At 57.0% G+C, this 23,064-nt stretch carries 28 protein-coding genes and 1 tRNA gene; 27 read left to right on the top strand and 2 right to left on the bottom strand.

Going from position 1 to position 23,064, the window contains the following annotated elements:
• The first annotated feature begins 56 nt into the window (after positions 1–56).
• The 8 genes from P0M12_RS00235 to P0M12_RS00200 all read left to right on the top strand — a co-directional run bounded on the left by P0M12_RS00235 (position 57) and on the right by P0M12_RS00200 (position 7,263).
• Positions 57–551: a hypothetical protein gene (locus tag P0M12_RS00235; RefSeq protein ID WP_210377318.1), complete on the top strand. Its 495-nt coding sequence runs from the start codon at positions 57–59 to the stop codon at positions 549–551.
• Between the two features lie 56 nt (positions 552–607).
• Positions 608–2,005, top strand: coding sequence for a hypothetical protein (locus tag P0M12_RS00230; protein WP_277377289.1), 1,398 nt, complete (start codon positions 608–610; stop codon positions 2,003–2,005).
• A 408-nt stretch (positions 2,006–2,413) separates the two neighbouring features.
• Positions 2,414–2,487: transfer RNA gene (locus P0M12_RS00225), tRNA-Leu, on the top strand.
• Between the two features lie 540 nt (positions 2,488–3,027).
• The gene (locus P0M12_RS00220; RefSeq protein ID WP_277377288.1) at positions 3,028–3,531 is read left to right on the top strand and encodes a PE-PPE domain-containing protein; all 504 of its coding nucleotides are present in this window, start codon (positions 3,028–3,030) and stop codon (positions 3,529–3,531) included.
• A 727-nt stretch (positions 3,532–4,258) separates the two neighbouring features.
• The gene (locus P0M12_RS00215; protein WP_346772258.1) at positions 4,259–4,702 is read left to right on the top strand and encodes a glutaredoxin family protein; all 444 of its coding nucleotides are present in this window, start codon (positions 4,259–4,261) and stop codon (positions 4,700–4,702) included.
• Positions 4,703–5,626: 924 nt separating this feature from the next.
• On the top strand, positions 5,627–6,442 hold the full coding sequence (locus P0M12_RS00210; protein ID WP_277377285.1) for a hypothetical protein: 816 nt from the start codon (positions 5,627–5,629) through the stop codon (positions 6,440–6,442).
• Positions 6,442–6,693: a hypothetical protein gene (locus tag P0M12_RS00205; protein WP_277377283.1), complete on the top strand. Its 252-nt coding sequence runs from the start codon at positions 6,442–6,444 to the stop codon at positions 6,691–6,693. Before P0M12_RS00210 ends, P0M12_RS00205 begins: the two co-directional genes overlap by 1 nt.
• 66 nt (positions 6,694–6,759) lie before the next feature.
• Positions 6,760–7,263, top strand: coding sequence for a hypothetical protein (locus P0M12_RS00200; protein ID WP_277377282.1), 504 nt, complete (start codon positions 6,760–6,762; stop codon positions 7,261–7,263).
• A 923-nt stretch (positions 7,264–8,186) separates the two neighbouring features.
• Here P0M12_RS00200 and P0M12_RS00195 read toward each other — a convergent pair.
• Positions 8,187–8,657, bottom strand: a complete 471-nt coding sequence (locus tag P0M12_RS00195) for a hypothetical protein (protein ID WP_277377281.1) — start codon at positions 8,655–8,657, stop codon at positions 8,187–8,189.
• A 245-nt stretch (positions 8,658–8,902) separates the two neighbouring features.
• On the opposite strand from P0M12_RS00195, the gene P0M12_RS00190 reads away from it, so the two are divergent.
• The gene (locus tag P0M12_RS00190; protein ID WP_277377280.1) at positions 8,903–9,454 is read left to right on the top strand and encodes a DUF4365 domain-containing protein; all 552 of its coding nucleotides are present in this window, start codon (positions 8,903–8,905) and stop codon (positions 9,452–9,454) included.
• A 73-nt stretch (positions 9,455–9,527) separates the two neighbouring features.
• Positions 9,528–10,760 carry a hypothetical protein gene (locus P0M12_RS00185; protein ID WP_277377279.1) on the top strand — a complete coding sequence of 411 codons (1,233 nt, stop codon included), beginning with the start codon at positions 9,528–9,530 and terminating at the stop codon, positions 10,758–10,760.
• Between the two features lie 93 nt (positions 10,761–10,853).
• Here the strand turns inward: P0M12_RS00185 and P0M12_RS00180 are convergent, their stop codons facing one another.
• Positions 10,854–11,390 (bottom strand): hypothetical protein, encoded by a 537-nt coding sequence (locus P0M12_RS00180; protein WP_277377320.1) that lies wholly within the window; start codon positions 11,388–11,390, stop codon positions 10,854–10,856.
• A 257-nt stretch (positions 11,391–11,647) separates the two neighbouring features.
• Here P0M12_RS00180 and P0M12_RS00175 point away from each other — a divergent pair, with 257 nt between their 5' ends.
• From P0M12_RS00175 to P0M12_RS00095, 17 genes are all read left to right on the top strand, one after another.
• Entirely contained in the window at positions 11,648–11,944 is a 297-nt protein-coding gene (locus tag P0M12_RS00175; protein WP_210377300.1) for a hypothetical protein, read from the top strand.
• A 13-nt stretch (positions 11,945–11,957) separates the two neighbouring features.
• Entirely contained in the window at positions 11,958–12,329 is a 372-nt protein-coding gene (locus P0M12_RS00170) for a cyclic-phosphate processing receiver domain-containing protein (RefSeq protein WP_277377269.1), read from the top strand.
• Positions 12,322–12,597 (top strand): hypothetical protein, encoded by a 276-nt coding sequence (locus tag P0M12_RS00165; RefSeq protein ID WP_210377296.1) that lies wholly within the window; start codon positions 12,322–12,324, stop codon positions 12,595–12,597. The genes P0M12_RS00170 and P0M12_RS00165 overlap by 8 nt, the downstream gene beginning before the upstream one ends.
• A 1,198-nt stretch (positions 12,598–13,795) precedes the next feature.
• Positions 13,796–13,963 (top strand): hypothetical protein, encoded by a 168-nt coding sequence (locus tag P0M12_RS00160; protein WP_277377318.1) that lies wholly within the window; start codon positions 13,796–13,798, stop codon positions 13,961–13,963.
• Positions 13,950–15,023 (top strand): terminase, encoded by a 1,074-nt coding sequence (locus tag P0M12_RS00155; protein ID WP_211921263.1) that lies wholly within the window; start codon positions 13,950–13,952, stop codon positions 15,021–15,023. The genes P0M12_RS00160 and P0M12_RS00155 overlap by 14 nt, the downstream gene beginning before the upstream one ends.
• A complete protein-coding gene (locus P0M12_RS00150; RefSeq protein WP_257230614.1) occupies positions 14,998–15,606 on the top strand; it encodes a terminase in 609 nt (202 codons plus the stop codon). The genes P0M12_RS00155 and P0M12_RS00150 overlap by 26 nt, the downstream gene beginning before the upstream one ends.
• Positions 15,607–15,624: 18 nt before the next feature.
• On the top strand, positions 15,625–16,965 hold the full coding sequence (locus P0M12_RS00145) for a phage portal protein (protein ID WP_277377267.1): 1,341 nt from the start codon (positions 15,625–15,627) through the stop codon (positions 16,963–16,965).
• Complete coding sequence (locus P0M12_RS00140) at positions 16,955–18,457, top strand: hypothetical protein (protein WP_277377266.1); 1,503 nt, start codon at positions 16,955–16,957, stop codon at positions 18,455–18,457. The genes P0M12_RS00145 and P0M12_RS00140 overlap by 11 nt, the downstream gene beginning before the upstream one ends.
• Complete coding sequence (locus P0M12_RS00135; RefSeq protein WP_210377287.1) at positions 18,450–18,785, top strand: hypothetical protein; 336 nt, start codon at positions 18,450–18,452, stop codon at positions 18,783–18,785. The genes P0M12_RS00140 and P0M12_RS00135 overlap by 8 nt, the downstream gene beginning before the upstream one ends.
• A 242-nt stretch (positions 18,786–19,027) precedes the next feature.
• A complete protein-coding gene (locus P0M12_RS00130) occupies positions 19,028–19,645 on the top strand; it encodes a hypothetical protein (protein ID WP_210377285.1) in 618 nt (205 codons plus the stop codon).
• Between the two features lie 10 nt (positions 19,646–19,655).
• Positions 19,656–20,015, top strand: coding sequence for a DUF2190 family protein (locus tag P0M12_RS00125; RefSeq protein WP_277377265.1), 360 nt, complete (start codon positions 19,656–19,658; stop codon positions 20,013–20,015).
• 179 nt (positions 20,016–20,194) lie between these two features.
• Positions 20,195–21,001, top strand: a complete 807-nt coding sequence (locus P0M12_RS00120; protein ID WP_277377264.1) for a hypothetical protein — start codon at positions 20,195–20,197, stop codon at positions 20,999–21,001.
• Positions 21,002–21,012: 11 nt separating this feature from the next.
• A complete protein-coding gene (locus tag P0M12_RS00115; RefSeq protein WP_211921250.1) occupies positions 21,013–21,282 on the top strand; it encodes a hypothetical protein in 270 nt (89 codons plus the stop codon).
• The gene (locus P0M12_RS00110; RefSeq protein ID WP_210377277.1) at positions 21,266–21,658 is read left to right on the top strand and encodes a hypothetical protein; all 393 of its coding nucleotides are present in this window, start codon (positions 21,266–21,268) and stop codon (positions 21,656–21,658) included. Before P0M12_RS00115 ends, P0M12_RS00110 begins: the two co-directional genes overlap by 17 nt.
• Before the next feature lie 376 nt (positions 21,659–22,034).
• Positions 22,035–22,220, top strand: coding sequence for a hypothetical protein (locus P0M12_RS00105; protein ID WP_277377261.1), 186 nt, complete (start codon positions 22,035–22,037; stop codon positions 22,218–22,220).
• The gene (locus P0M12_RS00100) at positions 22,220–22,531 is read left to right on the top strand and encodes an HK97 gp10 family phage protein (protein WP_210377273.1); all 312 of its coding nucleotides are present in this window, start codon (positions 22,220–22,222) and stop codon (positions 22,529–22,531) included. The genes P0M12_RS00105 and P0M12_RS00100 overlap by 1 nt, the downstream gene beginning before the upstream one ends.
• Entirely contained in the window at positions 22,531–22,977 is a 447-nt protein-coding gene (locus P0M12_RS00095) for a hypothetical protein (protein ID WP_276116669.1), read from the top strand. The genes P0M12_RS00100 and P0M12_RS00095 overlap by 1 nt, the downstream gene beginning before the upstream one ends.
• Positions 22,978–23,064: the final 87 nt, after the last annotated feature.

Genomic DNA, 23,064 nt, shown 5'->3' with positions numbered 1-23,064 from the left:
AACAACATTCAAACCAACACGACGAGTCAAATGACCACCCCACAGAAAGGGGACCCATGAACGAACTCATCGACCTAGTCAAAGACACCCCGGACGTGATCGAGTTCCTCCGCCGGCAAGCGTACGCAAACAGTAGTGCTGCGGCGGGTCGGGATCAGTCGGATGTTGAGCGTGTGGAGGATGCTGAGCGTGTGTCGACTGGTGCGCGTCCGAAGTCTAAGCCTCCGTTGAATGTTGATGCGTTGGATTGTGCTGACGCTGAGGCTGCTGTCCTGTTTCGGTGGGCTGATGCGTTGGGGATTCCTCATCGGGGCTGGGTGTGGCGTGTGCAGGGTGTGCCGCGGGGTGTCTTGTATGGCGATTTGACGGCTGTTCGGGATATTCGTGCGTGGCTGTTGGGGGCGGTGGGGTTTGTTGCTCCTGAGGGGTTTGTGGGGGAGGTGCGTTCGGTTCGGAATGTGAATCGGATGTTGTGGCCTGAGTTGGATGTGTTTTTGTCGTCGGAGCAGGATTTCGCGGCTCGTAGGGATGCTGAACCTGCCTTGTTCTGACATGCATTGGTACCGTCTGTCGTGTGCCCCCTCTTGGTGATATCGCACAATGAACTATGCGCACACTTCTAATCGACACCGAGTACGAACTCGAAGACTGCGACCTGACGAGCTTCGAATCTCCGATTTCCGCGTTCGACTACGAGGTTGTTGTCTGGCATCCAGCAAGAACCCACCTGAAGCTGATCGGGAGTACGCACAGCAAGTTCGAGAATTGCCCAGCGCCCAATCAAAATGTCTCTGTGCTTTGGCGGGCTGCGATCGAGCGGAGAAAGACTGAGTTTGCTCGACTTCTCGAGCTGGGACGAACTGTGGTAATCGTACTGTCTCCTGCTCTGCGCATCGCCTTAGACACCGGTGAGCGGCACTATTCTGGGACAGGGCGCAACAGGGTGACGACGACTCTACGCGAATTTGTAGACCTGATGGTGGCAGTTCCAGTTGACTTGCAGGTCGGGCAGGCTGTGGGACTAAATATCGAATTGGTCCACCAACGAATCTCCACTTTGTGGAAGCGCACGGAACACCAGTGGATATACCGAGCATATTTCAATACCGTTCCCGGCATCCCGCTCCTCAAAATAGCTGGCACAGATCTGATAGTCGCGTCGCTCGTTCAGGACCAGGGGAGAGGTATGACGATCCTGATCCCCGAGCTTTGGATTCCAAGCGATGAAGAAGGCGAAGGTGATCCTGCGGAGGGGCAAGGACCTGACGATGAAGATACGGACCCCCTTGACAGTCCCCGCGCTCTGCTTGAGTGGATTCGGCTTTTGCAAGAGCCGAGTGCAATCGAACGTCCAGAGTGGTTTGAAGAATATCGTTTTGAATCCGAAACCAAGCGGCTCGCCGATCAGTCGCAGCTTGAGAACCAAATCGCAGCCCTCGAAGCAGCATTGGAAAAGTTGAAGGCTGAGCATGCTGAGGACGAACGGTGGAAGTGGTTGATCTCAGCCCAAGGCGCAGCTCTGGAAGCTCAGTGCAAGAGGGCATTTGAACTTCTTGGCTTCGAATCGTTGGAATCTGAACCAGGTAGGGCCGATCTGCGATTGGAACATGAAGGCCAGGTGATCGTGGTTGAGGTGAAGGGGGTAACGAAGAGCGGAGCAGAGAGCCACGCTGCTCAGCTTGAGAAGTGGGTTGCCACCGAGTTGGAACACGGAGTGACAGCGAAAGGAGTTCTGGTAGTCAACGGGTGGCGGCATGTGCCGCCATTTGAGCGGACTCAAGCCAACTTTCCGGATCAGATGGTGAAGTACTCGACAAACCGAGACCACTGCCTAGTTTCGGGTCTTCAACTTCTGGTTATGGCGCGGTACGTCTTAGAAGACGAATCAAAGGCAAAGGAGTTCCGCGACTTGCTGGTACAGACCTCTGGGAGGCTTTCACAACACGACGACTACACCGCGGTACTCGGTCGCGTTGTGGATGTCGAGGCTACCGACGATGAATGACCGGCGGGTATTCCATCCGGGGGATTGAAAGGCTATCAATGGCGACAGTGTGGCTGGACGTGTGGGACGCAACCCGATACGTCAACCGATCCACCAAAACCCTCCACCGCTGGCGGAAAGAAGGACTCGTCAAAGTGGGCAGGGGTGGTGGGCGTTGGTATTTCGATAAGGATTCGTTGCGGGCGGCCCGTGTGTTGTGTGAGCGCAGGCAGACTGGCTCGCAGTTGCAGTTTCGGAATCGGCGTGGGTTTGAGTTGGCGGGTCCGGGGCGTGGGCATCGTAAACCGGTTCGGGATGGTGGGCAGTTAGTGTTGTGGTTGTAGTTGGTTCGCAGTTGGGTGTCTCAGATATTTATCGCTACCCGCCGAATCAACGGTTGTCTCCTGCACACAATGAGCGGGAGTATCTGCCCCGTTACGCAAACAGGCAAAGCGGCATTCCTCAAAAGAATGTGTGTGCGAGTTCAACTCTCGCACGGGGTACGGCTCACACGTCGGTGTGAGAATCTGCGGGCGTTGGCCAGTCGCGGCAGGTTGGTGTTGACCCGGTGAGCTTGTGGGTGTTCCCGTGGTCCGCCTTGGCGGGTGGTGGTCTGGTTCAGGCCACCACCCTGCCTACAAACGGGCCTACCAGTTACACGTAGCCGTTAGTGGCCTGGATGATCACCGAGTAGCTGTAGGGAGCCGCCGTCTCCGAGTCGCACGGTGACACAGGGCATCTGCACGGTTCGATAGCCGTGAGGTGCGTAGACTCGTGCGCTTTGGCCAAGTCGATTGCTTCGCGTATGTCGCTTGTGAGGACAAGCCATTCGTTCGTCTTCATTTGTTCCCTATTCAATTTTTGAGGCGAAGCCTTTTCGCCTGCTGTGAACACTATTTCATGCCTGCCTACGGTGCCGCAATTCTCGCCTGAATCCGCCAGTTAATCCGCACCAATTGAGTTGTAGGGGGGCGACTATGGGTAAGTGCCCTATGGTCATTGCCACGTTCGCGCTACTTATCGGTTGTCTTGCGCCTTTTGAAATGGCTTCGAATGCCAATGCTCGCAACGTGATCGTTGTCGACGGCACCGGACGGGACGGAGCCGTACTACACGCACCCGAGATCAAGCCAGGCGACACTGTCACGAACATTGTGTATCCGGGGACCGTGTTGTGGCCGAGCTACAACCGGAGCGTGGATGCGGGCAAGCAAGCGTTGCGTGAAGCGTTGGCGGAAGCCCCTGAGGACACACTTGTGGTGGGCTACAGTCAGGGCTCGCGAATCGTCGGAGACGTGTTGACAGAGGAACAGAAGCCTGGTGTCGAAGGGGTTCTGTACTCGGACCCCAGGCAGGCCGGCGCGGGTATCGAGACGCAACTGCCGTTTCATTTGCCAGGTGCGTTGATGTCTGGTGAGCGTGAGGGTTTCGCGGTTCCGGTGAAGTCCCATTGTATCCCTGGCGACGGTGTCTGCGACTGGAGTAACGATGATCCGGTGGGTTCGATCGTCGGCTACCTCAAGGTCCATACCCGCTACTTCGAATGAGCGCTCATGTCACGTGCGCGGCGCAAGAATCCGAATCGGTTGTCGGTGAGCGAGATTGAGTTGCGGCTGAACTTGAAGCGCGAGTTCACCGAGCGTGCTCTTAAGTCGTTGCAGGCTCAGATTGGTCTGATTCGTTCTGTTGTGAGGAGTGAGTGTGTCCGGTCGGATGGTCTTCCCCTACGAAGAGTTACCTGAGGGAGAGCGAGGCGAGTTCGCGTATCAAGAGGTGTGGTCGAATCCGTGGTCGATTCCGCAGAGATTTGTGCTGGGGACGGTGCCGAATCCTCCGAGGTGTGTGGTGCAACGTGCAAGCCGTGGACTGAGGCGGCCTGTGAAACCGGGATACCTGCACGTAGACATCTCCACGAGTGGTTCGTTCGCGTTCGGGTGGAACTCGTATGGCATCTACTACGACGAGCTGCCTGAAACTGACGCGTCAGCGCGAGCGGTCGCGAAGATCCAGACCATGCTCGATGAGATGCGTAGGGAGTCGGTTTGGTGAAGCGGTTGTGGGAGTGGCTGGTTGAAACGTATTACGACTGGCTTGTGAAGTTCATGTTGTTTCAGATGAAGGTTTGAGTAGTAGCCCCAGGCGATGTCTGGGGCACTTTTTTTGTGTCATAACGAGGGAGACCTGTGAGTACCAAGCCCGTTGTAAGCACCACCGCGACCATGAATGTCGGTCGCTTGACCCTCGACGTTCTAGAACAGTTTGTTGCTGCCACACGTGACTGGCCCAGGGACGCGGTCGTGTCGATCACGCAGAGTTCATACCGAAACGAATCGAATTCGTGCATCACGGCGACGCTCAGCGGTGCAACGTGATTGGGGTCCTTTTCATGATCCTTCACATCATCTTCAAAGGACTAGGAAACAATTGAACGTAACCGTATACAGCAAGGCCAACTGCCCAGGCTGCAAATTCACCATGAAGAAACTCGACAACAACCACACCCCATACACAGTGGTGAAGGTCGATGAAGATCCTGCCGCGTTGGCGTTGATTCAGTCGTGGGGGTTCACATCCGCCCCGGTCGTGGATGCGGGTGGTACCAGGTGGGCTGGATACTCGCCCGACAAGTTGGATGCGTTGAAGGTTGCGCCGGCGGAACGTGAGGTTCACCGGTCTGCGGGTGTTGAGGACCGCACCGACACCGAAGACAAAGGGTGATCGTGGAACTCGTTGAGGGACAGAAAGTCACCGTGCGCATGGGCGGGCGGGAAATGACAACCACGGTCGTGTATCGGAAGCCGTGGGAGACAGTGGAGACGTTGAAGTCTGCGGATCCTTACTGGCGGGAAGCTGGGGTGGCTGATGTTTTGTAAGGCTGGGGCGTGGCTCGACACACTCGATGACGACGACCGCGACGCATTCACCACATGGCCGGGATCCATGGCGCGACTCTTCAAAGTGTGCGTACGGGCAGGGTTTACGGGTGGATTGACCGCGGTTAAGGATCACATCCAGGGGAGATGCTGCTGTGAGTAGAACCTTCCGAACTGAGAGGCCGAGAACCTGGCGCGTCCGCGAATGGTTCCGAGCCGACGACCACACTCGGCTGCGAACCCAACTGGCGGACGCTGCGAAAGAACACAACGGATCAGGGTCGACCGACGTTGATGCGCAAAACTGGATTCGCCGCGTAGGCGTCTGGTGCGACTAGGGGGATTGCATGGGTGTACTAGCTGAGTTGATTCGCGAAGATGATGAGACCGAAACGCCACCACCAGAACCAACACTCACCAAAGGTGACTGCCTACTCAGCAGTGACGGCGGCGAATTCAAAAACGTCACCATGCTCGAAGACATCGGCACCGACTGGACACCCATCTTCCGGAAGTTCAACCTCGACCCCGATCACTTCGAAATCATCGACGACACTGTATCGATCCGACTATCGCAGTGGCAGCAGTCGAAACGCACTGACAACGGCGACCGCGACGTAATCGACTTGCAGGCATGGAAGTACAGTGCCCGATTCAAACGAATCTCGACAGAGCGGGTACCGGAATCGGTAGTAGCTGAATGGCGCGACTCACTCCGAACCGTCGTCCGGCCCGCAACCCCGGCCTCAAATACCCGAACACGTATGTCATGTTCATCGCGGACCCGCAACTTGGGAAGAAGAACACCGGGCAGGCGGTCGAGAACTGGAAGCGGGGTGTGGCCGGCCACTGTGATGCGATCCGCACGCTGATAAACCAGAACCGATCACCATCCGCTGTGCATGTGGCATGGATGGGTGACGAGACTGAAGGTGTTTGCAACAACTACGGGAATCAGCCGCACACAGTTGAACTGAACCTGTCGAAGCAGTTGGAACTCGACTTCGATCTCCGCGTGTGGACACTCAAGCAGGTAGCGGAACTCGGGTTGCCGATCAGCGCGTCATCGGTCATATCGAACCATGGCGAGTGGAGCCGCAACGGATCCAAGGAACCCGTCACGTCTCAGGGCGACAATGCTTCCACGCATATCGCTCGGCAGGTGCAAAAACTCTTCTCCGAGACTGAGGCGTTCGGCGGGTCGCACATCGACTGGACAATTGGCGACGGTGACCCTGCAGTCCTGGTGAACCTATCCGGTGTTGACTGCTACTTCTCTCACGGCTACATCGAGAAGGGCAAGGGAGGGTCAACGGAGATCCGCACGAAGTCCGCAATTGAGCGTCAGATTCTCGGTCGGACTGACACATTGGGGAATGTTCCACTCTGGTTCATGGCTCACTATCATCACTTCTACACCAATGAGTTTGAGGGACGGACGTTGTTCGGGATGCCTGCCCTCGAAGCGGAACGATCCTCCGAGTACATGCTGAATCAGTACGGGGTGTGGTCGAAGCCGGGGATGTTGGGGATGTTGGTTGGTGAGCATACGGAGCGGCGTTGGTCGGATCTGAGCGTGCTCTGATGGCTACGAAGTATGTGGTCCGCAAAGAGGGCGGCCAGTGGGTTGTCCGTAAGCGTGCCAACTGGTTTCTGCGCTATTTCGGGTTCGCTGAGTGGGATATGCGGACGGTTCATCAGTGGCGGTTTGATTCGTGGGCTGATGCTTTCGAGGATGCGTTCTGGTGGTGCGAGCAACAGCGAAACAATCGGACGGACATGATGCCGATCCACTACTACGAGGGATACATGAAGTCTGAGTATCGGTTGCCGTGAACCGTAGTCAAATCTGTGGGGTTGATTCTTTGGAGTCAACCCCTTTTCGTTGACAAGGGGAAAAACGTGAACGCGCATGACGTGTTTGTTGTAGACAGTGCCGGCGTCACCACCATCGAACGCAGGGAGCAGTTGCCTTGGGTTCGGTTGTGGGATGAGAACTGGAATTTGGTGCGGGTGGTTCAGGCGGGTTGGCGGATTGATGAGCCTGAGGTTGTGGTGCTGCCATGGTCTGACCCCGCGGCCTTGTGGTTGTGGCGCAAATCGATGCTCGGGAAGGTTTACCTGACAGTCGATTGCGGCAATGGCAATCGTTGGAGCGGACGTGTCAGTGGTGCTGAGTTCTCTGATGGCGGTTGGGTGTCAGCACGGTTTGAGAGTTATGGCGTTGTTGAGGCAACGCGTGACGCTCTGGATTTGTTGATGGATTGGCTTGGGGTGCCGCGTTTGGATGTTTCGAGTGTGATTGCGCCGCTGGTCGAGGACGCAGAGCGGGCGTATCGGAAGCGGTACCGAATGGATGGGTCCTTCGACTCACCTCGCGTCTATCTGCCGAATCTGGAGGTGTGATGGGTGTGTTTTCGGATCAGGAAGCAGCCGAACAGAATCCACGTCGAGGCGAATACATGATCGTGCGCTGATTGGTCGATGCGGAGAATGAGTGCGTCCTCGCGGCGATCAATTCGGGTTGGTAAGAGCGTGAGGGTTGTTCGGTGAAGTCCTGCTACTGTGACTTCTCAAAACTGGAGTCTGGCCGAGGAACCGTCTTGCCACCCGAGATCGGGTCTAAGGGCGACCCAGTTCGTTGACGAACACGCAGTAATGTGCCGATCTGATGTACGTCCAATTCGCTAAACTAGGTGATTGCATTCCGCATACTCGCGAAAGATCTTGCTCGAGCAATCAGAAGGTAGGCGATGGGAGTTCCTGGAAAAGCGACGAAGACGAGGCTTGAGTACAGGGAGTACATCAACAGCCCAGCTTGGCGAAAGAAGCGCGAAGACTACTGGCGATCAGGGATGCCGAAGAACTGCTATTGCTGTGGCACTCCTCGACACTCAGGTATGCACCTTCACCATCGAACCTACAAAAATCTCGGAAACGAACGACTGATGGACCTCGCTCCGATGTGCCAAACCTGCCACGAACGGATTCACGACCTCCACCGGTCAAGCGAGCGCTGGAAGATGAAGGGCCTGTGGGCGGCCACAAAGCAGATTCGTAAGTTGAACAAGGCGTCGGGAAAATTGCTCGACCGGTAGCTCCATTTAGTGCAGCGGAGTACGTGGTTGCTTTCAGGAAACTGGTGTGTCGTTGCGGCTGTGATGATGAACATATAGGCCTATGAACCCACACGTGACACGAATCCTGCCTTGCCAGCCACTGCGGTTGGTGTTGACCCGGTGAGCTTGTGGGTGTTCCCGTGGTCCGCCTTGGCGGGTGGTGGTCTGGTTCAGGCCACCACCCTCCAAAACTTTGGGATGTGGTCGTGATTACAGAACGCCCCAAACCTTCAACCCGAGTTCAGTTGCTGCGGACTGCAGTGCCTTGTCTCCGAGGTCGATGGCCTTCTCGCGCTCCAACCTTGGCCGCGGCTTGTGCCTATAAAGAGTGGAGGCCCTTGCGTCAGGCGATAGTTCGATGCCAGCCTCTTCAAGAGTGGACTCACCCTTGTCGGTGGCGATTCCCGTTCGATAAAGGGTTTGTCCCACCCCTTGTACTTCAGCCTTCGCGTGCAGGGCGAGGGTGTATCCGATTCGCCTGACATCGCTGGCGTTGTAAATGATCTCGACGCACGCATAGCGTTCAACCTCGTTTTCCTTCTCGCCTGAGCCTTGAAAGAGGTGGAGTGAAGCTGTGAGGATGCCGAGCGCAACTCCTTCGTCTACCGCCACCCACCGCAGTAGCGGATTTCTGCCGGCTTCGAGATCTTCTTGAACGTGCGCTTCGACTAATTGAGGCATGTGGGAATCTTCTCACTTTCGCAATCGATTCGCAGCGATGCGGGCGATTTGAGCGGCGTCCGACATGCGAGAACGCGTCGAAACAGCAACGAATCGTGCCGCTCGACACCTCGCTGTCGGGTTGGGCTTCCTGTGGTGGTGCCAGTGCGGACAGTTCGTCTGATCCGGTGCGGACAGTTCGTGTGATGACGACTCGGGTCTTAGGCTAAAGTCCACCGCATGCTGCGATTTAGGACGGTCACAAGTTGACCATCGTCGAACCGGTGTTGGTGTTGCCAACTGACTCGTTGCCGGATACCGAAATGAAACAGCAGATCAGCATTGCCTATGTCCGAATGGTGGTAGCTGCGGCGGGATGCACAGTTCTCAGCTGGGACACTGACTACGACGGGGTTGACATCTCGATCAAGTCATCTGCGGAGTACAACGTGCGACTCGGGCCGCAGATCGATATTCAACTGAAATGTACAAGCCAAACGAAAGTTGTGCGTGAAGATGAGATTGCGTGGTCAATCGATGCGCGCACCCACAAGTACCTGACTTCGCCGAAGCGTCAAACGCCCGCCTTGCTGGCCCTGTTGGTGGTGCCTGACGACGTCGACGGGTGGCTGGACCACGACGAATCCCGGCTCCTTACAGCGAGTTCGATGTATTGGGTGCTGGGCTTGGATATTCCAGAGCTGCCGGATGGGCAGCAGTCGATAACGGTGAAGATCCCGCGAGCGAACCTGTTCACCAGAGACGCCCTGCTGGGCATCATGCATGCGGTGGGAGAGGGGTGGATAGGTGGACATTGAGCGGGTAACTAGTGACACGCTCCTCCCTCCTCAAGCTCTTAAGCGGTTCCTTGGGGCGAACCGGTGGGGGGTGGTGGAGAACTACGCAAACGAGTGGGAGATATGGCGTGCACCCGAAGGTTTGAAATCGCCTACTATCACTCTCATATTCGATCGCGAGTACTTCGATTTTGACGCGAGACTCTTCGAAGCTAACAAGCTAATTCAGAAGGCCTATCAGATTGATTCAACGGGCCTCGCGGAACGGATCACGTCACTGTCGGCGGACCTCTTTTTTGTGAGAATCCAGCAATTCTCTAGTGATGGAACTATTCCTTTCAAACAGGCTCAACGGGCGCTCGACAACATTTCTACGATGGTGAGAGCAGCAGCGACGACTGTGGCCAGCCCTTCTCATTCTCATCAGGGTCGACGCCCAGTTGAGGTTGAAGATTTCCTATCTGAAAACCTTCGTTTAGGCCATACGAAGAAGGGGAGTTTTGTTGTCACAGCGGTCGCCCGCTTTGATGACGAGCCTTCTGAGTTCAAAAACATGGCTTTGGCCAGCGAAACTGACGAAGCGTCGGATGATCCGCCTATACACATCGACCGCGAATACGAATCCGATGACGAACTGCGAGATGCTGTTGACGATCCGATAATGCCATTTGGTCGTCGGGTCATGCGGACTTTGTCGCGAGGTTTGGACGCAGCGAGAAAGGTCGCGAGTGACGAAACTTCGATCGGCCTAGCTCTGGAAGAAGGCTTGAGCCTAGAGCTTGCTGAGGCGCTCCAGAGGATTTCGAGTGAACCAGGTCTCCAAACGATCGACGTGACCTTCGATTGGTCACCCTCAGTGCCGCAACCAACTTCAGTTCCGGAACGCGTGGTCTTCGAGCAGAAGACGATCCAAGCACTTGCTGCAGTAACCGAGGCGCTGCAAATTCACAATAAACCGCAGAAAGCTGAAATCCTCGGTTCGGTGATCGGTTTGTCTCGATCGCTGAATAATGGCGAGCCAGGGGATTCAGGCCCAGTCACCATCCTGGCGGACGTTGACGGTCACCTTCGAAAGGTGACCGTCAACCTCGAGGGTGAGGAACACCGATGGGCAATTCGTGCCTATCAAGATCATTTTCCTGTGCTCGTAGAGGGGGAACTCGTAAAGCGAGGGTCGTGGCGACTGGAAGGGGCCGTTGCTCTAAATATTGAGGCAGCGCGCCAGTTCGCATCGGTGAAGCCCAAGACGCAATCAGCAATCGAAAGTTCCCGCAACGAGTCGAATGATGATGATCCCGAAGTAGACAGCAGCACACCCGCAGACTGAAGGCGGGCTCGCGGAACGGGGACCGACATGCTTCTGGCCGTGGCCGTGTATGCCGATCACCCCAACTACGAGAGGATGCGGGCAGTTGAGCGGCTAGTTGTCCTGTGGAGGAATGTCGGTACCACCAAGTCCAAGTTGAACAAGATCAGTTTTAGGATCATATTTGGTGTTTAGGCCCCGCACCGTCCTCCTGTACGCGCTATGCATCTCCGCCTGCGCTTTCCAGGCTGGATCAAATGCTGGGTACGGTTCCAGGTCTTGATCGATTTTGCGCCAAATTGCGTAGAGAGCATCTCGTAGGTCTTTAGTAGATTTGGACTCATCTAGACCCAAAAGTTGCAGCTTGGTTTCAACGGTGCGCAAACGGTTTAGGGAATTTTCGACGTCCTGCGCGGTCGGCGGGATCATGTCAGATTCTCCCAGATATGACGCGTGAGATGCCCCAACTGTGCTCCACGCGTGGTCTCCAGCTTCCAGTGCTTCTACCAGCGCAGATACCGCCTCAGCGCGCCGTCTTTCGATCGCGGCCACGGTCTCTTTGTCGACATGCTGCTGTTGGTTGCGGTTAACCCCGTAGAGGGTTACGCAGGCGACGATAACCGCCGCGCTAGCCGCAATAAGTGTGGCCACGGGTTGTGTAAGCCATGTCGAGGACTCCGGGGAATATTTTGCACGATGACGGGCGCAACCTGGGCGTGGAGGAAGTTCACCGAAGAATCGTCGCATACAGGGTGGTGATTCTTAACGGGGGTTAAGTAAAACCGGTGTGTCCCTGCGACTGTCATGATGGACATGTAAGCCTTACAGCCCACGCGTCAAACAAATCTTGCCCTGCCATCCTTCGGGTTGGTGGGGCTTTTTTGTGCCCAAAACCTGGAGGAACAACCTTGACGATCAATCGCATCGACAGTGACCTTGGTATCAATACGACGGCGCAGGGTTTGGCGTCCTATCGGGATGAACTGTTGGAGCTTGGGTTTCATGCTGCGACGGTGGATGAGCTTGTGCGTGATGCTGCGTATGCGGTTCATCGCCGCGAGTTGCGCGTGAAGTCGCTGACTTACCGTCCGGATATCGATACAGCTGTGAATGTTGGCGGGCACGAGTTGCCGTCGCCGTCTGCGATTGTCAAAACGTCTTTCGAAGAAGCGCTAGCGGCGTTTAGCTCCTCCATAAATCGATGACCTGGAGGTGCCCGTGAAGCTGTTCGTAGATGACGAGCGTCCCGCGCCTGACGGCTGGGTGCTGCGTATGACTGCGGAAGCCGCGATCGAGACGCTTCGAACGCACCGACTCCTGCGGCAGCCGATCGACTGCCTGTCCCTCGATCATGACCTCGGGTATGCCACCGACACAGTGATGCCCGTCCTCTGCTGGATGCAGAAGTACAACTTCTGGCCGGTTGAGTTGTACGTGCACACAGCCAATGAAGACGGCGAGGAAGTCATGCTCGGCTTCATCGAGGCGCACGCTCCTGCTGGGACTTTGAAGGGCTACGGCTGCAACTTCTGGGGAACTGGCTGCGACTCGCAGGTGCGGAACTGGCTAGGCGGAGGTGCCCGTGAGTGAACGACTTACCCGGGCATACGAACAAGTCGACGCCGCGATCAAAGAACTCACCACCGCAGCCGACGAAGCCGAAGGCACACAAGAAGCGTGGATCGTCTCCCACTATGCACTCGTGGTTGGGCAGCAACGCTTCACAGATGAAGGCACTGTCGACTCAACCCAGTACTTGGCGTTGCCTTTTGGTGGGCCGCTCACATATTCCATCAAGGGATTGTTGAGTGAGATCCCTGAGTTGATCGGGCAGACAGAAGAGACAGACCTCGAATGACCCGCAAGAAACCACCAGCAATCGCATACCACTGGTCACCAACCATCCACCGAGACGGCATCAAAGCCTCAGGGCTGAAGGCGAACCACGGCGGAATCACACGAAGCAAGCCAACTGTGTGCCTATCGCCCACGCCAGTGGATGCGTGGAGCTTGATCGCGGGGCCAACTCGGATGGCCGAAACAAACTGCCGGCGAATCTGAAACGCAGAAACAAATCTAAACAGAAACTTCTCAATCAGATTTTTGTTAATCAGATTTTTTCTGAAACAGAATCCGCGGGCGACAGCGGGCAGCGCGAGCATGGCCAGCACGGTGAGCACGCCGACGAAGGCAACTCACCAAAAGCGGAGAAGCCGGCGAGAAGACACGACTCCCAACACGGACACACTCGCACACCGGCTACCGGGCCAGCACACAGGCCAGCAGCCAACGGGTGCAACACAACAGCACCTGGCATCCGTACACATGGCACACGTACACACAGGGCACAGGCACCTCGCACACAGGGGGACCAGACAGTCCCACACAGACAACAGCAACAGACACGCCAACGACACGATGAGTATGCGAGGTGAGCACCCATGCCACGAGCACGCACACGCGTCTGTTCACAACCCGGATGCCACCACATGCAACCAGAGCCAGAGTGCAGGCAGCACAGGGCGCAGCGTGACGCCCACCAGTGGGCAACCACACCCACCAAGCGCACACGCACAGCCGCTGAGCAGAAGCGCAGAGCCGCAGCAGTAACCGAACACCGAGCACTTGAAGGCAACTGGTGCCCCGGACACAACAGAGGGCGCGCAATGGTGCGAATAGTTCAAAAGTTTTCAGGCCGGCGCGATGCTGGCTTGGTTTGATGCGGCGCGATGCTGCTGAAGGTGGTGGTTGTGGTGGCTCGTGGTGGTGCTCGTAGTAGGTCTGGGCCGCAGCCTGATCCGACTTCTGGTCGTTCTGATCGGCGTGGTGTGGGTGGTGGTGTGGTGTTGCCGGCTGAGGGTTATTCGGGGCCGGTGCCTGATTGGCCGTTTGGGTCTGGGACTGCTCGTGAGCTTGAGGTGTGGGGGAAGGCGTGGGAGTCGCCTCAGGCTGCTGCGTGGGCTAGGGAGTCGTGGCGTTGGGAGACGGTTGCGATGTGGGTTCGGTGGAAGGTTCGTGCTGAGTCTGCTGACGCTGGTCCGGGGGAGGCTACTGCGATGTTTCGTTTGGCGGATCAGGTGGGGATGTCGCCGGCGGGGTTGCGTGAGAATGGTTGGTCGATCGCGTCGGATGAGGTGGGCGTTGTTCGTGAGGAGAGTTCTGGTCCTGTTGTTGCGGTAGGTACTCCTGAGCGTCGGTTGCGGGCTGTTGATGTCGGGCAGTGAGTTTGTGGTTGATTTTCCGACGTTGGGTGATTTGCAGGATGGGTGGGTGCGGCAGCATTGTCGTGTCCCGAATGGGTTTCAGCGTGGTAAGCCGTTTGAGATGGCTGACTGGCAGTTTTGGTGTACGGCTAACCATTACAGGATTCGGTCGGATGCTGAGTGGGTTCCTGAGAATCCGTTGTTGAATCAGGCGTTTACGTATCGGCGTTCGCAGATTGTGGCTCCGCAGAAGACGGGTAAGGGTCCGTGGTCGGCGGGGATTGTGGCTGTGGAGGCTGTTGGTCCGAGTTTGTTTGCTGGTTGGGCTGGTGAGGGTGATGGCTATGCCTGCTCCGATTGGGGTTGTGGGTGTGGTTGGGAGTACCCGTATTTGCCTGGTGAGCCGATGGGGATGCGTCATCCTTCGCCGTTGATTCAGTTGACGGCTACGTCTGAGGATCAGGTTGCGAATGTGTATCGCCCGCTGGTGGCGATGATCAAGTTGGGTCCGTTGTCGGATTTGATGTATCCGCGTGAGGGTTTCATTCGTATTGCTGGTGAGTCTGGCGATGATGATGGTGACCGTATTGATGTTGTGACTGCGTCGGCGAATTCGCGTCTTGGTAATCCGATTAGTTTCGCGTTGCAGGATGAAACCGGTCTGTACACCAAGACTAATAAGATGGTGAATGTTGCTGATACGCAACGTCGTGGTGCTGCTGGTATGGGTGGTCGGACGTTGGAGACCACGAACTGTTGGGATCCGTCCGAGAATTCGGTTGCGCAGGCTACGTATGAGTCTCAGGTGCAGGACATTTTCCGGTTCTATCGGAAGCCGCCGGCTGGCCTGTCGTATCGGAACAAGCGTGATCGTAGGAAGATTCACCAGTATGTCTACGAGGGTTCGTGGTGGGTGAATCTGGATTCGATCGAGGCTGACGCGGCCGAGATTTTGGAGCGTGATCCGGCTCAGGCTGAGCGGTTCTTCGGTAATCGGCTGGTGTATGGCCAGGGGTCTTGGCTTCGTGATGGTTTGTGGGAGTCGAGGTTCGCTGGTGTCGAAGAAAGAGGCGTTGCCTAATCCTGCTCCTGGAACTGCGATCTCGTTGGGTTTCGACGGGTCGGAAAATAATGACTGGACTGCGATTCGGGCTGAGACGCGTGATGGTTTTCAGTTCACGCCGTTGTATGGGCCTGATCGGTTGCCGACGATTTGGAAGCCTGTTGATTGGGGTGATCAGATTCCGCGTGGCGAGGTGAATGCTGCTGTGGATGAGATCTTTTCGACGTGGCGTGTTGGCCGGTTCTATTGTGACCCGCAGGACTGGTATTCGGAGATCGGTGATTGGTCTCTTGCTCATGGTGATGGGCATGTGTCGGAGTGGCCGACGAACAAGATTGATCGAATGTTTCACGCTATTAGGCGTTTTGAGACGGATCTGGCTAGTGGGCGAATCACTCAGGATGGTTGTCCGATTACGGCGATCGCTATGGCGAATTGTCGGAAGGTCGCGAAGCCGGGTCAGAAGTATGTGTTGGGTAAGCCGGCGGATCATCAAAAGATTGATCCTGCAATGGCTTCCATTCTTGCTCATGAGGCTGCGGCTGATGCTCGTGAGGCTGGTTGGTCGGATGCTCCGAGTAGCCGAATGATTGTTTTCTGAAAGTGGGTGGTTGTGCCGATGGCCGACACTGTGAACGCTATTGACCTGATCCCGGTTCTTGAAAAGGGTTTGACGGCTGATCTGGCGAATCTGACGAAGTGGGACAACTATTTGGAGGGCGAGCAGCCTCTCAAGTACATGTCTGAGGCGATGAAGGAAGAGCTTGGTGACACCGCTGTCGAGTTGGTGTTGAACTGGGCTCGTCTGGTTGCTGATGCGTATGAGAACCGTTTGGATGTCGAAGGTTTCCGGTATGCGGACTCGGACACTGAGGATGCAGATCTGTGGGCGTGTTGGCAGTACAACGACATGGATGAGCAGTCTCAGCAGGGGCATCTGGATTCGTTGGCGTTGTCGCGAGCCTACGTGCTGATTTCCTCGAATGAGGAGAAGGACAAGCCGCCGCGGAATACGGTCGAGTCACCGTTTCAGGTGTGGGCGCAGCGCGATCCGAAGACCCGCAAGGTGAATGCGGCGATAAAGAAGTGGAAAGACCTGGACAAGGTCGAGCATGTCCTCGTGTACACGCCTGCTGAGACAGTGGAGTTCGTCAAAGACGGTGGCGACTGGAAGCAGGACGGGTTCGAAGACAAGCACAACTTTGGGATTGTTCCTGTTGTGCCGCTGGTCAATAAGCCTCGCCTGTTACGTCCGGATGGGATGACGGAGTTCAGGGACATCATTCCGTTAGCTGATGCGGCGAACAAGATGGCTACGGACATGATGACTTCGGCCGAGTTTCATGCGATGCCGCGCCGGTGGGCGTTCGGGTTGAAGGCGAGCGACTTCGTTGACCGTCAGGGCAATCCGGTGAGTTCGTGGTCGAAGATCAAGGGGCGTCTGTGGGCGTCTGAGAACAAAGATGTCAATGTTGGCACCTTCCCTGAGGCCGACCTCGCGAACTTCCATGGCACGATCAAACTGTTGGCGCAGTTGACTTCCCAGATGGCTGCGCTGCCGCCTCATTACATGGGGTTCAACAGTGACAATCCTCCTTCGGCGGATGCGATGCGTTCTTCGGAGTCGCAGTTGGTGAAGAAGGTTGAGCGGAAGCACACGTTCCTCGGTGGGGCGTGGGAGGACGTTCAGCGCATCAACTTGATGTTCATGCGAGGGAATCCTGAGCTGGAGGATCGCGATTACCAGTTGGAGACGGTGTGGCGTGATCCATCGACACCGACTGTGGCGCAGGTTGCTGATGCTGCGGTGAAAAAGTATGAGTCTGGTTTGGTTCCGTTGGAGCAGACGCGTATCGATCTGGGGTACAGCGCTACTCAGCGGGAGCAGATGCGGAAGATGGATGAGGAAGTCTCTCCTGCAAATCAGATTGCCGGCATTGTGAAGGCGAATGCTGCCTGATGCTGCGGCCGCGCACTACGCGGAGCAGCGGGGGATTACGGCTGAGGTGTTGGGGATCGCCGCCGATATGTGGGGTTCTCGACCGCCTTCCGATTTCGATGCGTGGTTCGACCGGAATTTGCCGATGCTTATGCAGTTGGTGGCTTCTGGTCAAGGTCGGGCGATGGCCGGGTCGGGTGTGTATGTCGCTGATGTGCTGGACGAGTTGGGTATTGGCGTTCAACCGGATGCGGTGCCGAATCTTGATGGCTTGGTCGGTGTGGCCTCTGATGGGCGTGCGCTGGAGTCATTGATGTACGGCGCTGTGGTCACCGCTAAGGGCCAGGTTGCTCAGGGTGCGTCTACTGCTCAGGCATGGGCGTCGGGGCTTTCTGCGTTGCTTGTGAGGCTGCAGGTACAGGTTGCGGATGCGTCTCGCGCTGCAACGTCGCTGCATATCGCATCGAGGCGACGAGTCGGGTACGTGCGAATGCTCAATCCGCCGTCGTGTCCGCGGTGCACAGTGTTGGCGGGCAAGTTCTACAAGTACAACGTGGGGTTCCTTAGGCACCCTGGGTGCGATTGCCGGCATATCCCATCTACGGAAAACCGCTCCGGTGATCTGACCACCGATCCGAACGAGTATTTCGAGTCCCTTTCTGTGGAGCAGCAGGAAAGGCAGTTCACTGTTGCTGGCGCGCAGGCGATTCGCGAGGGTGCTGACATCAGTCAGGTTGTGAATGCACGTCGGGGGATGTCCACGGCGCAGGTGTTCGGCGAGGAGCTGCTCGCGACTCACGAAGGTGTGACTCGTAGAGGTGTCGCTTACCGGGCGATGTCGAACGCGGGGTCTGCCCGTAGATCGACTGATGTTCGCGGACGACGTAACTTTCAGGCGAGTGCACCTAGGTTGATGCCTGAGTCGATTATGGCGATGGCCGAGGATCGTCCTGATGCTTTGCGTCTCCTGAAGCTGTATGGCTACATGGCGGACGAGGTTCCCGCGCGATCGAAGCCGGTTCCTTTGACCGGCGGGGGTGGTGGGAAGCCTCCCGTTAAGCCTCCGACGCGTGGTCAATCGATCCAAGGGGGCGATCCGCCCCGAAAAGGCAATGTGGACCGCACGCAGGTTAAGCATGTGGAACAACACGAGTTGGACACTGCTGAGCGGCTGGCGCTGCTGGGTCATAACGTGACGTTCCGCCCACCGATCGCAGCTCGCCGTGAAGATGTTCTGATCGAGGGACCTGACGGGGCTGTCGCGTGGGAGTTCAAATCGCCTACATCTTCCAGCAGAAACACCATCATGCGGCAGATCACCAAAAGCATGGGTGAACAGGCGAATCGTTGGATTCTGGATATCAACCGCTCGGATATCAGTTTCGAGGCCGCTGAAGAGCTGTCTTCGAACTTGATTGGTAGATATGCTGATGTGCACGAGATCTGGATCATCGGTGCCGCCGGCGCAGATGGTTTGCCGCTACAACGAAGGATTGGAGGCTCTGATGGCTAACGTCGATTACGTGGAAGTGTCAGGCGCTTCCTCCCTGAATGATGTTGTTTCGGCGGTTTCGGATGTTCTCGGGGCTGCGGTGCTGGATGGGCCGCAGCCGTGGATGACTCCGGATGATCGCACTCGGGTGGGGGTTTCCCCGGATCCTGAGGATGCCGGCACTGTGTTGGTGGAGATCTACTACGCGGGCGGTTTGGCTGCTCGCCGGCGGTGCGCACAGTCCATCTTCGATGCGCTGGTTGCACGTACTCAGTGGGGTTTGCTGTTGACGTCTGATGACGCTCCTGGTGAGGGTGTTGTTGCTGAACGGGTCCGCTCTGCTGCGTAAGCGTGAGCTTTGCCGTTGAACCCCGAAGTGTTTGATGCTTCGGGGTTTTTTCATACCCGAAACCGGTGAAATCTTGGTAACCAACGCAACTTGATAGATCCCAATCTTTGAGGCCCTGTGAGCTTTCTGCTCCGGGGCCATTTTTGTACCCAAATTCTTTTGGCCACGGTCTGTGGCTGTTCTCATTCCCGTCCGGGCGATCCGGTGCGGGCCAATTCCCCCGCGATGGAGGCGTTCTACCTATGTCTGAAGTTACCCCTGCTGTTCCCGTTGTTTCTGATCCGAATGTTGTGCCGCCGGTTCCTGGTGTCACTCCTGAGGCTGTACCTGTTGTGCCCGCAGCTCCTGCGCCGACTGCTCCTGTTGTTCCTGCCGCGACGGCTGAACCTCAGTACCCCGAGGGTCTCGGTGACCCCGGCAAGAAGGCGCTCGATGCCGAACGTGCACGTGCAGAAAAAGCTGAACGAGATTTGAAGGCTTTGCGCGACAAGGCTGCTGCTGATGCGAAGGCGGCTGAGGATGCGAAGCTGTCGGAACTTGAACGGGCGCAGAAGATTGCGACTGAAGCGACCGCTGCGGCGGAGAAGCAAGCGCAGGAGAATCTGCGTCTTAACTTCGCTTACAACAACGGCGTCCCCAAGGAATGGGTGAATCGCCTCGAAGGCTCGACTCCCGAAGAACTTGCGGCTGACTGGGCGATCCTGCAGCCGACGTTGGTGGCCCCGGTGGCTGCTGTCGATCCGAACGCACCTCGCGTTCCTGCTCCGGTTCCGTCTCCGGGACCGCAGCCCAGTCCGACCAAAACCGAGGATCAACTCCTCTACGAGCAGGTCTACGGGTCTGCTCCGAATCGAAAGTGAGACAAAACTTATGGCTGAATATACTCCGATCCGTAAGCCTGGCGCTGATGTGCCGATCGCTACGTCGGCTGCTGTGACTGGCGGGCAGGTGGTTGCCATTTCCGGTAACAGCACTGTCGCTCCTGCAGGTGCCGCGTCTGCTGCCTGGTTTGGTGTCGCGGCGTTCGATGCTGCTGTCGGCGAGACGGTGACTGTGCATCGTGGCGGTGTTCACGAGTTGACCGCAACGGGCCCGATTGTTGCCGGCGCGAATGTGATTACTGCTGCTGCTGGCGCTGTCGCCACTGCTGGCGCTGGCACGTTCGATCAGGTTGTGGGAATTGCGATTTCCGCTGCTGCTGGCGGCAAGGTACGTGTCGCGCTCCGCTGAGTGCCGCTCCTTTTCTCTTATTTCATTCTTCGAAGCCCTCACGTTCTCGTGGTGGGCTTCTTTAGGCTCTGGAGGGCCGAAAATTGGCTATTACTTATCCCGCTGGTCCGCCCACTTTCTCTGCGGACACTGCAACGATCAACCGGTTCCTGAACAGCCCCACGGCTGTGGCGACTCGGGTGAATGAGATTGCGAATCAGCGTTTCATCTCTGATTTCATTTTGACTTCCCGCCAGGATGTGTCGGGCGGCGCGATCGTGTTCGATCAGGATGACCCGCTTTACACTGATCGTCCGGTTGAGGCGATTTCGCCTGGCGCTGAGTACCCGCTGGCTGGTGTCGGTTCGGGTACCCCGCAGGCTGTTCGGGTCACCAAGTGGGGCCAGGACGTGCCGATCACGGATGAGAAGATCAAGCGGTCGAACTTCTCCCCGGTTGAGAAGGCGTTCAACACGATTGTCAATCAGATTGTGAAGACAATTGACTCGTTGTCTTTGTCGTTGGTTGCCTCTCAGGTCACGGCCACTCAGGCTGCCGCATCCACTTGGAGCGGTGTTGATCCTAAGATTCTTCGTGACATCATGCTCGCGAAGGCTAAGGTCACCGGCCTGAATAAGGGTTATGACCCTGACGTGATCGTTGTCGACGATGCTACTTGGGCGATCCTCGCATCTGACGACAAGCTGTCCACCCTGATGGCCCGCGAGGACAAGGGTAATGCTGTTTACTCGGGCGAATTCCGCACAATTGCGGGTCTGACGATTCTCCCGACCCCGAACCTGCCCGCTGCTGGCGCTTGGATCATTGACACCAACGCTCTTGGTGGTATCGGCGACGAGAAGCTGGGTGAAGGTTATGCCGGTGCCATCGTTGAGACGAAGTCGATTCGTGACGAGGACAACGATCAGTGGCGTGTTCGTGGCCGGCGTGTGTGTGTTCCGTATGTGAACGAGCCTGGTGCTGCTATCAAGATCACCGGAATCTGAGGGGTTTGAGTATGTCCTATGTTGTTGTTGCGCCCCTTGTCGGGGTGAATGGTGCTGATGGAAAGCTGAAGTACCTGTATCAGGATGCGGTTGTGCCGCTTGATGTGTCGGAAGCGGATGTTGCGCGTCTCGCTGCGGGTGGCCTGATCGAGAAGCTTGAAACCGAAACGGTTGAGGCTGAGACGGTCGAGACCGAGAAGGTTGAGCCTGTTGTGAAGACCACTCCCGCAAAGGCAGCCCCCAAGAAGCCCGCAGGGGCATCGAGTGACGGCACCGCTTAGCCCGCTCATCACAGTTGAAGACGTTCAGTTTCGTCTGGGGGAAACCTTCGATGACGCTGAACGCCTTCAGGTTGAGTCGTTGATCGACTTCGCGTCGGCTCGACTGCGAGCGTATCCGCTGGACATCGACACCCGTATCGCGCAGGGCTCACTGAGTCCTGCGCTCGTTACGGGTGTCCTGGTCACTGCGGTGGCCCGCGCTGTAGATGCTATGCGAGTGGGGTTGCGGGTCCGCTCGGAACAGTACCCGGAGATCAGCACCACGTATGTGGATGTCGATCCGTCGCTGATTTTCTTCTCCGCTGATGATCTGGCTGTGCTCGATCCAGCGGTGGGAGTTCAATTCGGTGGCGCTTTCACGATTGTGCCGGGCTGATGCGGCGGCTACCTGAACCGTGGGTGCTGTTGCGCGACAACCCGCCCACGCTCGATCCGTCCACCGGAAATCGGCGTCCGAGCGACCCGACCGAGGTTCCATGGTCAGGTTTGCTGCAGCAGAGGCAGTTGGCGTCCTCATCTGTTGATGCTGGCAACGTGGAGTTCGTGGACGGCCATGTGGTGAGTTCTTATGTGCTGCTGCTTGATCCGGGCCTCAATCCGCACCCTGTGCCGCGTGATAAGTTCCGCGGCCCTGATGGGACTGTGTTCACGGTTGTCGGCCGCCCTCGGGTTAGGCGTCCGGTTCGTGGGACACGCAGGCCTGCATACATTTCCGCGATTGTGCGGAGTTCAACTGATTACCAGGAGTGACTATGGCGATTGTGTCCTATACCGACGAGGACGGTGTGCATTTCACCGATGAATTCTCGAAGACGTACGAAAAGCATCTGAAGGCTGTGGCCGACAAGGGTGCGGTGAAGCCGGCGGAAACGCCGAAGCCGGAACCTGTGAAGCCTGTCTCGAAGCCGGATGTGAAGTCTGACCTCAAGGTCAGCTAATGGCGCGGGTCACGATCTACCGTGACAACGCGCAGCGGGAGGCTCGGGAACTGTCCACCGAGGGTCGCAAGGAAATCGCGGAGAAGATCAAATCCGAGTTCGATGCGACAGCTCCGAGGCGCACAGGGGAGTTCGTTGGGGGTTCGGCGCTGGTAGTGGAAGGTGACCGTGTGTTCGTTGAGGACAACGATCCGGAGGCGTTCTGGAAAGAGTACGGAACGTCGAGGATGCGCGGCATTGCGGCGATGACGAACGCTGCCCGCAAGCACGGCAAGTATTCCGGGTTCAAACCTCGGGGATCGAGGGCCTGATGACTGCTTTCACACCGTTCGCTCCTGGAGCTATCCGCGACTTTCTGATCAACAATGCCGAGTTCACTGCACTTGTTCCTGCGGTAAACATTTCGACGCGGGACATCCCTGATCCTCTGACTGGTCCGTTCGTGACCTTGTCCGCTCCCAGTAATTATGGGGAGGATCCGATGTTGCGCCGGCCGATGATTCAGTGCGATGTGTGGGTTCCGAAACTTGAAATCTTGGGCGGGGATACGGATCCGGAAGAGTTGGCGTGGAACATTGCTGACATTGCTGGGCGTCTGGTGCACAAGGCTCCATCGTCGCAGCGACGGTTCCGGAATTGTTCGTGGGCTGCGAAGTGGATTGACGGCCCGATTACGGATGTTGATGCCGAACGTGGTCCCGAGAATCTGTTGTTCCGTGCGCTTGTGCGTTGGGACTTGAAGATGATCGTCCGCTAACTCGCCACCGATGTGTGGCGTCTCAATTGTCCTGCCCTGAATGTTTGCCGCGCCAGGCGCATTCGGGGTGGGACTCACTTATTTCTG

Source organism: Rhodococcus sp. RCBS9 (assembly GCF_029457415.1).
Lineage (GTDB): Bacteria > Actinomycetota > Actinomycetes > Mycobacteriales > Mycobacteriaceae > Rhodococcus_F > Rhodococcus_F qingshengii.
Note: the sequence above shows the minus strand (reverse complement) of the source record. Positions and strands in the feature narration are given on the sequence as shown.

Bases quoted from the DNA above. Each gene is read 5' to 3' on its own strand.
- P0M12_RS00235 (WP_210377318.1), top strand. From the start codon at position 57: ATGAACGAACTCATCGACCTAGTCAAAGACACCCCGGACGTGATCGAG.
- P0M12_RS00230 (WP_277377289.1), top strand. From the start codon at position 608: ATGCGCACACTTCTAATCGACACCGAGTACGAACTCGAAGACTGCGAC.
- P0M12_RS00220 (WP_277377288.1), top strand. From the start codon at position 3,028: ATGGCTTCGAATGCCAATGCTCGCAACGTGATCGTTGTCGACGGCACC.
- P0M12_RS00210 (WP_277377285.1), top strand. From the start codon at position 5,627: ATGTTCATCGCGGACCCGCAACTTGGGAAGAAGAACACCGGGCAGGCG.
- P0M12_RS00205 (WP_277377283.1), top strand. From the start codon at position 6,442: ATGGCTACGAAGTATGTGGTCCGCAAAGAGGGCGGCCAGTGGGTTGTC.
- P0M12_RS00195 (WP_277377281.1), bottom strand. From the start codon at position 8,657: ATGCCTCAATTAGTCGAAGCGCACGTTCAAGAAGATCTCGAAGCCGGC.
- P0M12_RS00160 (WP_277377318.1), top strand. From the start codon at position 13,796: ATGTTTCGTTTGGCGGATCAGGTGGGGATGTCGCCGGCGGGGTTGCGT.
- P0M12_RS00155 (WP_211921263.1), top strand. From the start codon at position 13,950: ATGTCGGGCAGTGAGTTTGTGGTTGATTTTCCGACGTTGGGTGATTTG.
- P0M12_RS00145 (WP_277377267.1), top strand. From the start codon at position 15,625: ATGGCCGACACTGTGAACGCTATTGACCTGATCCCGGTTCTTGAAAAG.
- P0M12_RS00140 (WP_277377266.1), top strand. From the start codon at position 16,955: ATGCTGCCTGATGCTGCGGCCGCGCACTACGCGGAGCAGCGGGGGATT.
- P0M12_RS00135 (WP_210377287.1), top strand. From the start codon at position 18,450: ATGGCTAACGTCGATTACGTGGAAGTGTCAGGCGCTTCCTCCCTGAAT.
- P0M12_RS00130 (WP_210377285.1), top strand. From the start codon at position 19,028: ATGTCTGAAGTTACCCCTGCTGTTCCCGTTGTTTCTGATCCGAATGTT.
- P0M12_RS00125 (WP_277377265.1), top strand. From the start codon at position 19,656: ATGGCTGAATATACTCCGATCCGTAAGCCTGGCGCTGATGTGCCGATC.
- P0M12_RS00115 (WP_211921250.1), top strand. From the start codon at position 21,013: ATGTCCTATGTTGTTGTTGCGCCCCTTGTCGGGGTGAATGGTGCTGAT.
- P0M12_RS00105 (WP_277377261.1), top strand. From the start codon at position 22,035: ATGGCGATTGTGTCCTATACCGACGAGGACGGTGTGCATTTCACCGAT.
- P0M12_RS00100 (WP_210377273.1), top strand. From the start codon at position 22,220: ATGGCGCGGGTCACGATCTACCGTGACAACGCGCAGCGGGAGGCTCGG.
- P0M12_RS00095 (WP_276116669.1), top strand. From the start codon at position 22,531: ATGACTGCTTTCACACCGTTCGCTCCTGGAGCTATCCGCGACTTTCTG.